Source organism: Flavobacterium ammonificans (assembly GCF_020885975.1).
Lineage (GTDB): Bacteria > Bacteroidota > Bacteroidia > Flavobacteriales > Flavobacteriaceae > Flavobacterium > Flavobacterium ammonificans.
On the sequence record NZ_AP025183.1, the window covers coordinates 338,052 to 352,889 of the forward strand.

General features: G+C 34.2%; 12 protein-coding genes and 1 tRNA gene. 8 read left to right on the forward strand and 5 right to left on the reverse strand.

The genetic code is table 11. From position 1 onward, the window contains the following. Nucleotides 1-210: 210 nt before the first annotated feature. Nucleotides 211-1,212, forward strand: coding sequence for an NAD-dependent epimerase/dehydratase family protein (locus LPC23_RS01545; RefSeq protein WP_229330521.1), 1,002 nt, complete (start codon nt 211-213; stop codon nt 1,210-1,212). 33 nt (nt 1,213-1,245) lie between these two features. Here the strand turns inward: LPC23_RS01545 and LPC23_RS01550 are convergent. Continuing rightward, nucleotides 1,246-1,316: transfer RNA gene (locus LPC23_RS01550), tRNA-Gln, on the reverse strand. A 226-nt stretch (nt 1,317-1,542) separates the two neighbouring features. Between LPC23_RS01550 and LPC23_RS01555 the strand changes: the two genes are divergently transcribed. Beyond that, on the forward strand, nt 1,543-4,824 hold the full coding sequence (locus LPC23_RS01555) for a glycosyltransferase family 117 protein (protein WP_229330523.1): 3,282 nt from the start codon (nt 1,543-1,545) through the stop codon (nt 4,822-4,824). A 33-nt stretch (nt 4,825-4,857) separates the two neighbouring features. Here the strand turns inward: LPC23_RS01555 and LPC23_RS01560 are convergent, their stop codons facing one another. Genes LPC23_RS01560 through LPC23_RS01570 form a run of 3 tightly spaced genes read right to left on the reverse strand, consistent with a single transcriptional unit; the run spans nt 4,858 to nt 7,394 of the window. Continuing rightward, nucleotides 4,858-5,310 carry a DUF4296 domain-containing protein gene (locus LPC23_RS01560; RefSeq protein WP_229330525.1) on the reverse strand — a complete coding sequence of 151 codons (453 nt, stop codon included), beginning with the start codon at nt 5,308-5,310 and terminating at the stop codon, nt 4,858-4,860. A gap of 5 nt (nt 5,311-5,315) precedes the next feature. After that, on the reverse strand, nt 5,316-6,656 hold the full coding sequence (locus tag LPC23_RS01565; RefSeq protein ID WP_229330527.1) for a dihydroorotase: 1,341 nt from the start codon (nt 6,654-6,656) through the stop codon (nt 5,316-5,318). A 12-nt stretch (nt 6,657-6,668) separates the two neighbouring features. Beyond that, nucleotides 6,669-7,394: a polyprenol monophosphomannose synthase gene (locus tag LPC23_RS01570; protein WP_229325866.1), complete on the reverse strand. Its 726-nt coding sequence runs from the start codon at nt 7,392-7,394 to the stop codon at nt 6,669-6,671. Between the two features lie 105 nt (nt 7,395-7,499). On the opposite strand from LPC23_RS01570, the gene LPC23_RS01575 reads away from it, so the two are divergent. The 3 genes from LPC23_RS01575 (at nt 7,500) to LPC23_RS01585 (ending at nt 9,648) form a co-directional block, all read left to right on the forward strand. Beyond that, a complete protein-coding gene (locus LPC23_RS01575) occupies nt 7,500-8,171 on the forward strand; it encodes a DUF4271 domain-containing protein (protein ID WP_229330529.1) in 672 nt (223 codons plus the stop codon). A 13-nt stretch (nt 8,172-8,184) separates the two neighbouring features. Continuing rightward, nucleotides 8,185-8,934: a uroporphyrinogen-III synthase gene (locus LPC23_RS01580; protein ID WP_229325870.1), complete on the forward strand. Its 750-nt coding sequence runs from the start codon at nt 8,185-8,187 to the stop codon at nt 8,932-8,934. Nucleotides 8,935-9,177: 243 nt separating this feature from the next. Further along, a complete protein-coding gene (locus LPC23_RS01585) occupies nt 9,178-9,648 on the forward strand; it encodes an Lrp/AsnC family transcriptional regulator (RefSeq protein ID WP_229330531.1) in 471 nt (156 codons plus the stop codon). A 105-nt stretch (nt 9,649-9,753) separates the two neighbouring features. On the opposite strand, the gene leuS is transcribed toward LPC23_RS01585, so the two are convergent. Next, the gene (gene leuS / locus LPC23_RS01590; RefSeq protein ID WP_229330533.1) at nt 9,754-12,630 is read right to left on the reverse strand and encodes a leucine--tRNA ligase; all 2,877 of its coding nucleotides are present in this window, start codon (nt 12,628-12,630) and stop codon (nt 9,754-9,756) included. 195 nt (nt 12,631-12,825) lie between these two features. On the opposite strand from leuS, the gene LPC23_RS01595 reads away from it, so the two are divergent. The 3 genes from LPC23_RS01595 (at nt 12,826) to LPC23_RS01605 (ending at nt 14,838) form a co-directional block, all read left to right on the forward strand. After that, nucleotides 12,826-13,701, forward strand: coding sequence for a cell division protein FtsX (locus tag LPC23_RS01595; protein WP_229330536.1), 876 nt, complete (start codon nt 12,826-12,828; stop codon nt 13,699-13,701). A gap of 81 nt (nt 13,702-13,782) precedes the next feature. Then, the gene (locus tag LPC23_RS01600; RefSeq protein ID WP_229330537.1) at nt 13,783-14,028 is read left to right on the forward strand and encodes a DUF3098 domain-containing protein; all 246 of its coding nucleotides are present in this window, start codon (nt 13,783-13,785) and stop codon (nt 14,026-14,028) included. Continuing rightward, nucleotides 14,029-14,838: an undecaprenyl-diphosphate phosphatase gene (locus LPC23_RS01605; RefSeq protein ID WP_229330539.1), complete on the forward strand. Its 810-nt coding sequence runs from the start codon at nt 14,029-14,031 to the stop codon at nt 14,836-14,838.

Here is a 14,838-nt window from a genome sequence, read left to right on the forward strand (position 1 = left end):
TGAGCAAAGATAGAAATTTCAATGGCAATGGCAATTGCAACATCAAAAATCAAGGGCAATTTCAAAAATCAATTTCAATGGCAAAAAACAAAATGAAAATCTGTGAATCAGTGACTAAAAAGATTGCCTCGTCGGTTCTCCTCGCAATGACAAATAAACTTTGCGGCTTTGCGTCTTCGTGGCAATACCAAAAAAAAGTATCTTTACCACATGATTTTAGTCACAGGTGGAACGGGTTTAGTAGGCGCACATCTCTTACTTCATTTAGTGGAGCAAGGAGAAAATGTTCGTGCCTTGTGTCGAACTAAATCTTCCATTGAGAAAACCGAAAATTTATTTTCCCTTTACCACAAACCCCATTTATTTGAAAAAATTGAATGGATCGAAGGCGATATTCTTGACATTCCTTCTTTGGAAATCGCTTTTCAAAATATTGAATTCGTTTACCATTGTGCTGCTTTGATTTCTTTCGATCCAAAAGAGGAAGATGCGATTCGGAAGACTAATATTGAAGGAACGGCCAACATCGTTAATTTTTGCTTGGCATTCGGAATTAAAAAAATGCTATTTGTGAGTTCAATTGCCGCTTTGGGAGATCCAAATGCAGTTGAAACCACTATTTCAGAAACCACCGAATGGAATCCCGAAAAACCACATAGCGATTATGCCATTTCTAAATACGGTGCCGAAATGGAAGTTTGGCGTGGTCAACAAGAAGGCTTAAGCGTAGTCATTGTCAATCCAGGAATTATTTTAGGCCCTCGATTTCCAGAACAAGGAAGTGGCGCTTTGTTTTCGGCTGTTGCCAAAGGATTATCATTTTACACTCTTGGTACAACAGGATTTATTGCGGTTACTGATGTTGTTAAAGCAAGTGTTCAATTGATGAATAGCGACATCAAAAACGAACGATTTACCTTGATAGAAAATAATTATTCATTCAGAGAAATCCTGAATTGTATCGCTGAAAGTTTCAATGTGAAACGACCTAAATGGCATGCTACTCCATTTTTAGTGAATCTATTTTGGAGAATCGATTGGTTATTATCTACTTTTTTCTTTCAAAAAAGAAAACTGTCTCGAGATAGTGCTAAAGCTTCGTTTTCGAAAAGCAACTATGATAATTCTAAAATAAAAGCTGTTTTGAATATTGAATTTAAATCGGTAACCGAATATATTGAAACAATTGCTCCAATTCATTTTGTTAAATAAAAAAAGCCTCTCAAGAAATTGAGAGGCTTTATGTTGGTCTACTAGGACTCGAACCTAGAAAGACTGCACCAAAAACAGTTGTGTTACCATTACACCATAGACCAGCAGTGCTGTTAAGCGAGTGCAAATTTAATACAAATTTTATTTTGCGCAAACTTTTGGATTGTTTTTATCAAAAAACTTTTGGCTTCGCCAAAAGGCAAGAAGAAACCAACTAAAAACCAATTCATTACTACTCAATTTTCATTAATAGAATTTTTTGTTAATGCTCGTCTCATTACGCAAAAAAACATTTTCTTTGCATCTTTAAATAATAACCCAATTTGAATCATGAATAAGGCCGATTTCAATTTTAATAAATGGAATACTATTTTAGGTTGGTTTGCATTTGCAATAGCATTAATAACCTATACCCTAACCGTTGAACCAACGATGAGTTTCTGGGATTGTGGAGAATACATTGCTACAGCTGCAAAATTAGAAGTGGGTCACCCTCCTGGAGCGCCTTTATTTCAGATGATTGGGGCATTTTTTGCACTGTTTGCCATAGACAATGAGCATATTGCCTTGATGGTTAATATGACTTCAGTAGTCTCTAGTGCTTTCACCATTTTGTTTTTATTCTGGTCATCGAGTATGATTTTGAAAAAAATCATTGGTTCGTATAATGAAATTAATAAAGACAATTCGATTGTTATTCTAGGAAGTTCGTTTGTGGGTGCATTGGCTTATACGTTTTCAGATAGTTTTTGGTACAATGCTGTAGAAGCCGAAGTGTATGCTATGGCATCCTTATTAATTGCTTTATTGCTATGGTTGGGATTGCGTTGGGAACAAGAAATGAATACGCCAAGAGGCGATAAATGGTTGTTGATCATTTCACTTGTTATCGGACTTTCATTTGGAGTTCACTTTATGGCTTTATTGACAATTCCAGCGATTGGATTTTTATATTTTTTCAAAAATTACAAAACCGTTACCGTTAAGAATTTCATCATTGCCAATGTGGTAGTAATTTCAATTTTGTTGTTCATCTTCAAAATGTTATTGCCGTTAACTATGGCTTTCTTTGGAAAAACCGAAATTTTCATGGTTAATGAAATGGGATTACCATTTAATTCAGGAACTATTTTTGTAACCCTTTTGCTAATTGCATTTTTCAATTTTGGATTGCGTTACACCAAACAAAAAGGTTTAGTTTTCTATAATACCATTATCCTTTGTACACTTTTCATTTTAATTGGATTTTCCACTTGGATGATGTTGCCTATTCGTGCTAATGCTAATACTGTAATTAACGAAAATAAACCTTCGGATGCTGCCGAAGTACTTGCCTATTACAACAGAGAACAATATGGTGTCAATCCCCTTTTTTACGGACCACAATACACAGAAGCTTTTGCAGGTTTAGATAAAGACAAGCCGTATTTAGATAAAGCGCCAAACTACGAAAGAGACTACACCACAGGCAAATATGAAATTACTAATAATTTCAAAAATGCTGTGCAAAATAGCGATGATAGTCACAAGACCATTTTACCAAGATTATGGAGTGGAGATCATGTAGAAAATTATATCAACTTCACTAATCCGCCTGAGTTTAGAATTAATTACGACTATCCTTTCGAAGAGGATTTAGCCAAATACGGAATCGAAGCAGGACAATTAAGCGAAGAAGAGTACAATAAAGCCATAGCCCAACTAAAAGGCGAAATTGAAAAAGTAGTGCTTGAGTTTAGACAAGCTTACGCTCAAAAAGAAATTGACAATGAAGGTTATGTTGCTTTCTTAAAAAACTATGGCGATTATTTGATTGTTGAAAAACCATCAACGGTTGATAATTTCCGTTTTATGTTTGAATACCAATTTGGCTATATGTATGTGAGGTATTTGATGTGGAATTTTGTAGGTCGCCAAAATGATATTCAAGGGCGTTACGACAATTTGAATGGAAACTGGATTAGTGGTATACCGTTTATGGATAGCATACATCTTGGTTCTCAAGACAATTTACCAACCGATGTTTTGAACAACAAAGGACGTAACACTTATTTCTTCTTGCCTTTTATCCTAGGGTTAATTGGATTGATGTACCACGCTAGCAAAGACCGAAAAAGTTTTTATGTATTACTATCCTTATTCTTATTTACAGGAATAGCCTTAAAAATTTACTTAAACGAAAGACCATTCGAACCTCGTGAACGCGATTATGCCTTAGTAGGATCGTTTTATGTATTTGCTATTTGGATTGGTTTTGGTGTGTATTCACTATATGAAAGCGCCAAAAAATATTTGGCACCAAAAATTGCTGGACCGGTTATTATTGCTGGTAGTTTATTAGCTGCACCTATTTTAATGGGATTCCAAAATTGGGATGACCACGACCGTTCTGATAAATATACGGCAGTTGCAATGGCTAAAGCCTATTTAAGTTCGTGTGATAAAAATGCCATCTTATTTACTATTGGAGATAATGATACCTTTCCACTTTGGTATGCACAAGAAATTGAAAATTTCAGAACGGATGTTAAGATTGTCAATACAAGTCTTTTTATGACTGATTGGTACATAGACCAAATGAAAATGAAAAGTTACGAATCAGATCCGCTTCCAATTTCATTTACGCATAACGAATATGTTGGTGATAAATTAGATTATGTAGCGCATATCCCAAAAATCGAAACGCGCTGGGAGGTTAAAGATTTTATTTCGTTTATTAAAAACCCTAAGTCAACCGTTGAAATGCAAAATGGGCAAACTATCCATTTTTATCCAACTAATAAAATTAGAATTCCTATTGATAAAAACACCATTATTAAAAACAAAGTGGTGAATCCAAAATACAATGACTCTATCGTATCGGCGATTGATATTGATATTAAAGGAAATGCTGTTTACAAAAACAGGTTAATGATGTTAGATATTGTGGCTAATAATAATTGGAAACGTCCAATTTATTTTAGCGGCGGGGCTTTTGATAACGAAGATTACCTTTGGATGAAAGAATTCCTTCAATTAGAAGGAATGGTTTATAAATTAGTTCCTGTTAGAACACGATTACCAAAAGGTTCTAGCCAAATTGACATGGGTCAAATTGATACTGATATCATGTTTGATAAAGTAATGCAATGGGAATGGGGTAACAGTGAAAGTTTATCTATTTATCATGATCCAGAAACACGAAGAAATAGCATTACCTATCGAATGAATTTATCTCGATTAATGACTAGACTTATTGCAGAAGGTAAAATGGACAAGGCTAAAAAAGTAATTGATTTAGCAATGACAAAAATGCCTGTAGATCAATTTGAGTACTATTCATTAGTGGATCCTTTTGCAAAAGGCTATTATGATGTGGGCGAAAAGGCTAAAGCGCAAAAGCTATTAAATCAATTGATTGGTAAATACACTGAAAACTTAAACTATTACAGCCATTTGTCTTCAACAGAGCAAGTGGACATAGCTATAGAAATTGTAACCGATATAGAGCGTTATCGTGGGTTATTAGAAATTATGAAAGAAAGTGGTGACACTGCTTTATACGAAAAATCGAAAAAGACATTCAACAATTACATCAGTATTTTTGAACGCTTTGGAAGAGATAAAGAATAAGGTAAATCCTTGTAAAACAAAAAAAGGCAGTATTTAAATACTGCCTTTTTTTGTTTTAACTACTGTAATTGAATCTTTACTTTTTTTAGCAAGCTGTCTTTTCTTTTTTAGTTGAGCGATTTTGATTTTTCTCTTTTTCTCTTCTAATTTAATAATTGCATTTGCTCGTTTCTTTTCATTTTCGATTCGCTTAACTACTGATTCAAACATTGCCTTATAGCTTTTATAATCGGCAGCGTAATACCTATTGTTTTGCGCTAATTGCAGGCTGTCTATTTTGTATTTCTTATAGATAAATTGCTTTGGTCGAATTTGATTAGAATCCAAAACAGCTGGATTTTGGTATTTAATAGCCTCTAATAAGGCTAAATCATACATAATATTCATCATCTTCGATTTCTCAATAAGCAGGTCTGGTTTTTTAACCAAATCTTCTTTGCACCCTAAAAGAGCTAAAATCGCCAATAATGAAATACTCTTTTTCATCTATTTTATCTATTGAATAACAAACGCTTTCCAGCACGAATGTCTTTTACTTTAAAAGCATTGTAAACCAATTGTCCGTTTACAAATGTATGCGTAATTCTTGATTTAAAAGTATAGCCTTCAAAAGGAGACCACCCACATTTAGCCAAAATATTTTCTTTTTTTACACTCCAAGGCAAACCAGCATTCACAATTACTAAATCGGCATAATAACCTTCTTTTATAAAACCGCGCTTTTCTATCTTGAAGATTTTAGCAGGATTGTGACACATTTTCTCGACAATCTTTTCTACACTTATTTTACCTTGATGGAAGGCTTCAAACAATGCAACTACTGCATGTTGAACTAAAGGCCCACCAGAAGGAGCATTTAAATACGATTGTTGTTTTTCTTCTAACGTATGTGGCGCATGATCTGTTGCAATAACATCTATTCGGTCATCTAACAGCGCTTTCCAAAGTGCTTCTTTATCTTTAGCCGTTTTCACCGCAGGATTCCATTTGATGAAATTACCCTTGGTAGCATAATCGTCATTGGTAAACCACAAATGATGTACACAAACCTCAGCAGTAATCTTTTTGTCTTCCAATGGAATTTTATTGGTAAACAAATCCATTTCTTTTGCCGTTGACAAATGAAATATGTGCAATCTCGCTCCCGTTTTTTTTGCTAAAGCAATTGCTTTTGAAGACGAAAGATAACAGGCTTCAGTACTTCGAATTAGATGATGAGCCGTTACCGGAACCTCATCACCATATTCTTCTTTGTATTGTGCCAAATTATTTTTTATAGTTGTTTCGTCTTCACAATGAACTGCTATCAACATGGGTGTACTTGAGAATATTTTTTCTAAAACAGCTTCATTATCTACTAGCATATTCCCAGTAGATGAACCTAAAAAGATTTTAATTCCAGCTACATTTTTTGGATTAGTTTTTAATACCTCCTCCAAATTATCGTTTGTTGCTCCCATCATAAACGAATAATTCGCAAATGAATTTTGAGCAGCTATTTCATATTTTTCCTCAAGAATTTCTTGAGTGACAGCATTAGGCACCGTGTTAGGTTGTTCAATAAATGAGGTGATTCCTCCTGCAACTGCAGCTCTAGATTCCGATTCTATATCTCCTTTATTAGTTAGACCTGGCTCTCTAAAATGCACTTGATCATCAATTGCACCGGGCATTAAATAGTTCCCTTCGGCATCCACAATTTTACAATCAGCAGATTTAGCACTAATTGTTTCAGCGATTTCAACAATTAAGTCGTCCTCTATTAAAACATCGCCTTCAAAAATCCTTCCCTCGTTTACTATTTTGGCATTCTTAATTAAAACCCTATTCATTCTATCTTTTTCTTATAATGTGTTGACTAATCTTTTTAATCGAAGCGCAATAACTCCAAAAACGGCTTCTACAATAATCGAATTGCTCATTTTTGATTGCCCTTTTGTACGATCTGTAAATATAATTGGAACTTCAGAAATTTTAAATTTTTTACAAAACGTGCGGTATTTCATTTCAATTTGGAATGCATAGCCTACAAATTTGATTTGGTCCAAATGAATACTTTCTAAAACCTGTCTTTTGTAACAAACAAAACCTGCTGTAGCATCGTGAATTTTCATTCCGGTTATAAAACGAACATATACAGAAGCAAAATAAGACAATAATACACGGCTTAAAGGCCAATTCACCACATTTACTCCTGTAACATAGCGAGAACCTATAGCTAAATCAGCATCTCCAAGGTGACACGCTTGGTATAATTTTTCTAAATCGGTTGGATTATGAGAAAAATCAGCATCCATCTCAAATATATAGTCGTATTTATTGGCTAAAGCCCATTTAAAACCATGAACATAGGCTGTACCTAATCCCGATTTTTTAGCTCTTTTTTCTAGAAATAACTTCCCTGAAAACTCTGACTGTAAAGCAATGACTTTATCCGCAGTATGATCTGGCGAATTATCATCGATAATCAGAACATGAAAAGGCTTATGTAGCGTGAGCACCGTTCTAATGATGCTTTCAATGTTCTCGATTTCGTTATAGGTAGGGATTATAACTAGGGAATCATTCATAATTTTGAGTAATTTCAGTGCAAAAGTAAGCTTTTTATGCCATTTGAATCATAAAAAAATTATAATAAAAAGAATGAAATAAAAAATTAGTAATTTTGCGATACTATGAATGAATTTGTACTTCATCCCCGATTAACTGACAACTCTGACTGGGTCACACTCTTGTTTTTGATTTGTTTTGCAACTATCGCTATCACAAAATCTGTTTTTGAAAATCGATTTAGCGATTTTGCCAACTTACTTTTTTCAGACAAATACATTAAAATACATCGAGAAAGTAGCAACTTAAAAAATGGTTTCACTATAGCCTTGTTTTTTGTTCAAATAATTTCATTTACATTTTTCATTCAGCTTTCACTTTACATTTTTGGTTTTGGAGAAAAAAACGATTGGATGCAATACATTCAGATTGCTAATTTTTTACTTTTCTTCATTTTATCAAAAGTGTTAGTCGAAAAAATAATAGCGACCTCATTCCATATTGAAGAATTTGTAGAACAATTCAATCATCAAAAGGTAACCTACCGCACATATATTGGCCTTATTTTATTGCCAATTAATATGTTATTTTTCTATTACGAAAACACTTCTACAGTGTTACCTACTATAATTATTGGCATCGTAATAGCTGCAAACCTAGCAACTTACGTGGTTTCTGTTAAAAACTATCAAAATTTAATATTCAGCAAGTTGTTTTATTTTATTTTGTATCTTTGCGCTCTTGAAATAGCTCCTTACTATTTCATTTATTATTGGTTTACAAAAGGAGTCGCATAGAAAAAGTTATAGTATGAAAGTGAAAACAATTTTGGTGTCGCAACCAGAGCCTAAAGTGGAGAATTCTCCTTACTTTGAGCTGCAACAAAAGCATAAAGTAAAAATTGATTTCAGACCTTTTATTCATGTAGAAGGAGTTAATGCAAAAGAAATTAGACTGCAAAAAATTGACTTGAATAATTACAGTGCGATTATTTTGACAAGTAAAAATGCAGTAGATCACTTTTTTAGAGTGGCTGAAGAAATGCGTTATAAAGTTCCTGAAGGATTAAAATATTTTTGTCAGTCAGAAGCCATTGCGTTTTACCTACAAAAATATGTAGTCTACAGAAAACGTAAAATCTACGTAGGACCAAAAGATTTTGCCGATTTATCTCCGTTAATCAAAAAATACAAAGACGAAAAATTCTTATTGCCTGCTTCAGACCAATTGAATGCTGATATTCCGGTTACTTTAGACGGTTTAAAAGTAGATTGGACTCCAGCTACTTTTTATAAGACAGTAATGAGTGACTTATCTGATTTGGCCGACGTTTATTATGATGTTTTAGCATTCTTTAGTCCAACAGGAATAAAATCATTATTCAAGAATTTTCCTGATTTCAAACAAAATGACACTCGTATTGCTGTTTTTGGAAGTACAACTCAAAAAGAAGCGTTAGATCACGGATTGCGAATTGACATTATGGCTCCAACTCCTGGAACACCCTCCATGACAATGGCTCTAGAAAAATATGTCGCTGAAGCAAATAAAGGAAAATAAAAATCCACATATACAATTTAAAAACCATCCCTTTCGGATGGTTTTTTTATAAGCTAAAACGATCAATAACAATATAATTCATTAAAATTATCTATTTTTGATTTTCAATCCAAACCAAAAAATGAAATTTGGTTACAATTATCAATTTATCAAATCGCTATTAAAAATAAGTTTGTACATGCAAACACCTTAAAATAAAAAAGCGATAACTTATATGACCGCTAATCAATAACTTTTACATTTATGAAAATCAATTCACTTCAAGTAGAAATAGACGGAATCGACAAAGAAATTTTGCGCGATTTAATGGAAGATGCTCGCAAACCCATTCTCCAAATTGCCAATAAAATAGGGATTTCAGGCGCTGCCATTCACCAACGTTTGCGAAAACTAGAACAATCTGGGGTGATTTCAGGATCTAAATTCGTTGTCAGCCAAAAAGTTTTAGGATACAATACTATGGCTTTTGTTGGAATCTATTTAGACAAAGCAGCACGAAATTCGGAGGCCGTTCGCGACTTAAAGAAAATTCCTGAAGTTTTGGAATGTCACTATACCACTGGAAACTGGTCGATTTTAATTAAAATCATCTGTTCGGATAACGAACATTTGATGCATTTATTAAATACCAAAATTCAGGCAATTGAAGGCGTTTCCAGAACAGAAACCTTTATTTCTTTAGACCAACAAATCGACAGGCAAATCCAGTTGTAGGTTATTGGGTTATGGATTGATGGGTTATTTGAAAATAAAAAATCTACGAATCTGAGGTCAATTTTGAACCACAAATTCGCAGATTAATTTATAAGCTATAATTTTCTACCCTACTAAATTGATAATTTTTCCAGGCACAATAATTACTTTGTTTGGCGTTCTTCCATCCAACTGACGCAAGGTGCGTTCGTCTTTCATTATAATTTCTTCGATTTGTTCCTTGGTTAAATCCAAAGGCAATTCAATTGTAAAACGCATTTTTCCGTTGAAAGAAACTGGATACTCTTTACTACTCTCAACCAAATGTGCCGCTTCAAATTCAGGAAAAGCTACTGTTGCAATTGAATCAGTATAACCCAATAATGACCATAATTCTTCTGCTATATGGGGTGCATAGGGAGAAATTAAAATCGCTAATGGCTCTAAAATCGCTCTTTCGTGACAATTTTGAGTAGACAATTCGTTTACGCAAATCATAAATTGTGAAACAGACGTATTGAATGAAAAACTCTCAATATCCTCGGCGACTTTTTTAATTGTCTTGTGTAAGGATTTTAAATTGTCTTTTGTTGGCTCATTGTTCGTTACGATCAAACCATTATCGTCAAAATACAAACGACATAGTTTTTTCAAAAAACCAAAAACTCCTGAAATTCCAGCAGTATTCCACGGCTTGGCTTGTTCCAATGGCCCCAAAAACATTTCATACAAACGCAAGGTATCAGCACCATATTCGGCACAAATCAAATCAGGCGTAACGACATTGTATTTGGATTTAGACATTTTTTCGATTTCGCGACCTACAATGTATTTCCCATTTTCTTCTGTTATAAATTCAGCATTTGCATAATCCTCTCTCCAATTTTTGAACGCTTCAATATCCAACTCATCAGAACTGTTAATCAAAGTAACATCCACATGAATGGGTTGTACATTTTGACCTTTAATCTGATTTTTCGAAACATAGGTATTCGTTCCGTCCAAACGATATACAAAAGCACTCATTCCCAAAATCATCCCCTGATTAATCAGTTTTTTGAACGGTTCTTCTGTTGGCGCAAACCCTTTGTCTTTTAAAAATTTGTTCCAAAAACGAGAATATAATAGATGTCCTGTTGCATGTTCGCTTCCACCAATGTACAAATCCACACTTCCCCAATACTTCAAAGCATCTTGACTTGCAAATTCGTTTTCGTTGTGTGCATCCATATAACGCATCCAATACCAAGAACTTCCGGCCCAACCCGGCATGGTGTTTAACTCAAGAGGGAAAACTGTCTTATGGTCTATCGACTGATTACTAACTACTGAACACTGAACACTGTCCCACGCCCAAGTAGTTGCGTTCCCAAGAGGAGGCAAACCGTCTTCGGTAGGTAAATAATTAGCCACTTCAGGTAAAATAATAGGCAAATGTTGTGCGTCAATCATCTGAGGTAATCCATTGACATAATAAACTGGAAATGGTTCTCCCCAATAACGCTGACGAGAAAAAACAGCATCACGCAAACGGTAATTTGTTTTTCCTTTTCCATGTCCAATTTTTTCTAAAGCCTCAATTACTTTTTTCGTTCCTTCTTTGTATCCTAAACCGTTTAAAAAGTCGGAATCTACTAATTCAAAGCCGCCTTTGTCTCCATAAGCAGATTCTGATATGTCTTTGTTAAAAATATTTTTAATCGCTGGCATTCCGTTTTGACCTTTGAAGAAATTAGCAAACGCATAATCTCTTTCGTCTCCACAAGGCACAGCCATTACTGCTCCTGTTCCATATCCTGCCAATACATAATCGCCTATCCAAACCGGAATCGGCTCTTTTGTAAAAGGATGTTCAGCATAAGCTCCAGTAAAAACACCTGAAATAGTTTTCACATCAGCCATTCTTTCACGCTCAGAACGCTTGGCTGTTTTTTCAATATATTCTTCAACTGCTTGTTTTTGTTCTGGAGTTGTAATTTGAGCTACTAACTCATGCTCTGGTGCCAAAGTCATGAACGTTACTCCAAAAATAGTGTCAGGACGAGTAGTAAAGACTTCTATGGCTTTCGACTCAGAGCTGTGAGCTGTAGGCACAAGGCCAAAAGAGACCATAGCCCCAACCGATTTCCCAATCCAATTGCGTTGACTTTCTTTGATACTTTCGGTCCAATCAATGGTATCTAAACCTTGCAATAAACGTTCAGCATAGGCTGAAATTCGCATACTCCATTGGGTCATTTTTTTACGAATCACCGGAAAACCACCACGTTCAGAAACGCCATTTACTATTTCGTCATTCGCCAAAACGGTTCCTAATCCTGGACACCAATTTACTTCAGTTTCTGCCAAGTAAGTTAAACGGTATTGCAAGAGTATTTTTTGTTGTTCTTCTGTTGAGAATGCATTCCATTCTGAAGCTGAAAATGGAGCAATGTTATCATCACATACCGCATTGACATTTGTATTCCCTTCTTTTTCGAATACAGCTATTAAAGTCGAAATGTCTTCTGCTTTATCTGAATTTTTATTGTACCAAGAATTAAATAATTGAATGAAAATCCATTGGGTGTGTTTGTAATAATCGGGATTAGACGTACGCACTTCACGACTCCAATCAAACGAGAATCCAATTTTATCCAACTGTTTTCTGTAACCCGCAATTTGATTTCCTTCTTTGTCAACACCACCATCAATATTTACTGAAGTAGTATCTTCTGGACGTTGCCCCGTTTGAATAGCATATTGCTCTGCTGGTAGTCCAAAACTGTCATACCCCATTGGGTGCAACACATTAAATCCTTGGTGTCTTTTGTATCTTGAATACACATCTGAAGCAATATACCCTAAAGGATGTCCTACGTGCAAGCCTGCTCCTGATGGATAAGGAAACATATCTAACACATAATGTTTGGGTTTATCAGAATTATTTTGCGCTGCAAAAGTTTGATTTTCTGCCCAATACTTTTGCCATTTCGCTTCAATTTCGTTCGGATTGTATTTCATTGTATATCAATTTATCTCAGTTGTTGAGTCAACTAAAAATGTGTTGGTTTTTAAATATAAAAGAAAAGGTTGCTATTACTTTTACCATTTCAGCTGCCAAATTTACGTTTATTGTACGAAAGTTAAAACTTTGAACGATATTAACTTTAAATAAAGAAATTCTTTATTATTTTTACCACATAATTTTCACAAACTATGAGTTCTTCTTACGATAAATTTCAAAAACGCCGTTTAATTTCCTCTTATTTTTCAGTAGTGTTAAGTGTATTCTTAGTACTTTTTTTATTAGGAATGTTAGGGCTTTTCATTATCAATTCTAAAAAATTAGCCGACGATTTTAGAGAAAACATTGCAATGACTGTGTTCTTTAAAAATGAAGCTAATGATACTATTATCAAATCCTTTAATGCCGAATTAAAAAGAGCGCCATTTGCAAAAACTTTCGAATACGTTTCAAAAGATGCTGCTGCTAAACAACATACCGATATTATTGGAGAAGATTTTGTGACTTTTCTTGGTGAAAATCCTTTGCAGAACTCCTTTGACATTCACTTAAAGGCCGACTATGTCTACAAAGACAGTATTGCAAAAGTGGAAAGTCAATTGCGAAAAAACCCAATGATTTCAGATATTGTTTACGACAAACAATTAGTCAATTTAGTTAATGACAATATCAAGAAAGTCAGCATGTGGATTCTAATCATAAGCGGATTTTTTACCATTATTGCTGTATTGTTAATCAATAGCTCATTGCGATTGTCAATTCATTCGAATCGCTTTATCATTAAAACCATGCAGATGGTAGGTGCTACCAAAGCGTTTATTAGAAAACCATTTGTGTTGCGAAGTGTTCGTCTAGGAATGATTGGTGCTGGATTAGCAATTATAGCGCTAATCGGAGTATTAATTTATTTGGAAAGTAATTTCCCAGACCTTGGACTACTTGATGATCAATTACTGATTGCTCTAGTTTTGGTTGCTGTATTTGCAATTGGAGTATTGATCACTTGGTTGAGTACCTATTTTGCAACACAACGCTTCTTGAATTTACGAACAGACGATTTGTACTAAAAAAGTGTAGTTGTTGATTGGGTTAGTTGGTTATTTCAACCAATTCTAGTCACTATTTTAAAAAAATAATTTTCAATGTCAATGAAAAACAATAGCGAACACAAACAAGAATTTCTTTTTGAAAAAGTAAATTATAAAATCTTACTAATTGGTATTGCCGTAATTGCTTTGGGATTTATTCTAATGTCTGGCGGAGGTAGTGATGATCCAAATGTGTTTAACGAAGATGTGTTTAGTTTTAGACGCATTCGATTGGCTCCAACTACTGTTTTAATTGGTTTTGGAATTACCATTTATGCTATTTTGAAAAATCCAAAAAAAGCATAAATGAATACCTTACAAGCTATTTTAATTGCTATAATTGAGGGATTAACAGAATATCTTCCTGTTTCTTCTACAGCACACATGGTTTTTTTGAGTTCGTATTTTGGAATCCAAGAAGATGATTTTGTAAAACTTTTTCAGGTTTCCATTCAATTTGGTGCTATTTTGGCTGTTGTTGCATTGTATTGGAGAAAATTTTTTGACTTTTCTAAATTCAACTTTTTTATCAAATTAGCCTTTGCAGTATTACCTGCTTTAGTATTAGGAAAATTATTTGACGATGCTATTGAAGCTGTTTTAGGCAACCCGATTCCAATTGCCATTGTATTAATTGTTGGAGGTATCGTATTGCTTTTTATCGATTCCAAATTTCAGAACCCAACTGTTTTGCAAGAAGAAAATATCACAATTAAAAAAGCAGTTACCATTGGTTTTTGGCAATGTTTAGCCATGATGCCAGGCACCAGCAGATCTGCAGCTTCCATTATTGGCGGAATGCAACAAGGTTTAAGTCGTCATGCGGCAGCAGAATTCTCTTTCTTCCTTGCGGTTCCAACTATGCTTGCGGTTACTTGTTATTCGGTTTTTTTAAAAACATACGAAGCTTCTCAAATGAAAGGCTATGAATTAATTTTAAAATCGGACAACCACATTCAATTGTTTCTAATTGGCAATATTGTGGCTTTTGTTGTCGCAATTTTAGCTATCAAATTCTTTATAGAAATTATCAAACAATACGGATTCAAACCTTGGGGTTGGTACCGAATTGTTGTTGGAACTTTCTTATTGTTTTATTTTTCATTTATAAAATAG